1 pseudogene is annotated in these 642 nt (G+C 34.3%); it reads right to left on the reverse strand.

Annotation, left to right across the window (positions count from 1 at the left end):
- Positions 1-642 (reverse strand): annotated as a pseudogene (locus tag AC061C_RS15870) (hypothetical protein); the annotation flags it as partial.

Below are 642 nucleotides of genomic sequence, written 5' to 3' on the forward strand. Positions count from 1 at the left end.
TCCTGTTTGCAGTGTAATCTCTGTTAGAGTTTCCTCTTTGTGGAGCTGCTTCTCTAGAAGAACTTGTTCTGTTTTGAGTATAACCTCTTTGGGAGTTTGTTCTTCCGTTCGAATTTACTATTTCATTTCTTGAACCTCTTCTTTGATCTAACTCATAACGGTTTGTGACGTTAGTATTTCTTCTAGAAAAAGAATAATTTGGATTTAGTCTTTCATATCCATTAGAACGTCTTGAACTGTAAAGGACTACCGCTCGCTCGCTTCTTCTGTAATTAACATAATTATAATTGTTGTTAATATTCAAGCAGATATTGATGTTGTTTCTATATCTGAAAATTGGGAATGGATTCCAAGCATAATAATAAGACGGATAATACCCCCAGTTCCAAGTTGGATAATAGGGACGGTAATTTGGTGTCCAGAAAGACGCATAAATTACGGGAGTACTGTAATATACAGGTTCGTAAATATAATTTTGACCGTACATAAAAACATCTCCTACGACTTGAACGTGGATTTGATTGTTTCTGTCTTTTTCAACGTCAATAGTAGCCACATCTTGGTACACATCATTATCCAGAATAGATTGAATAATTATTACGTGAGTTCGATTTTCTACAGTTTCAATCACTCTTAAATAAT

This window comes from Flavobacterium sp. GNP010 (assembly GCF_056428945.1).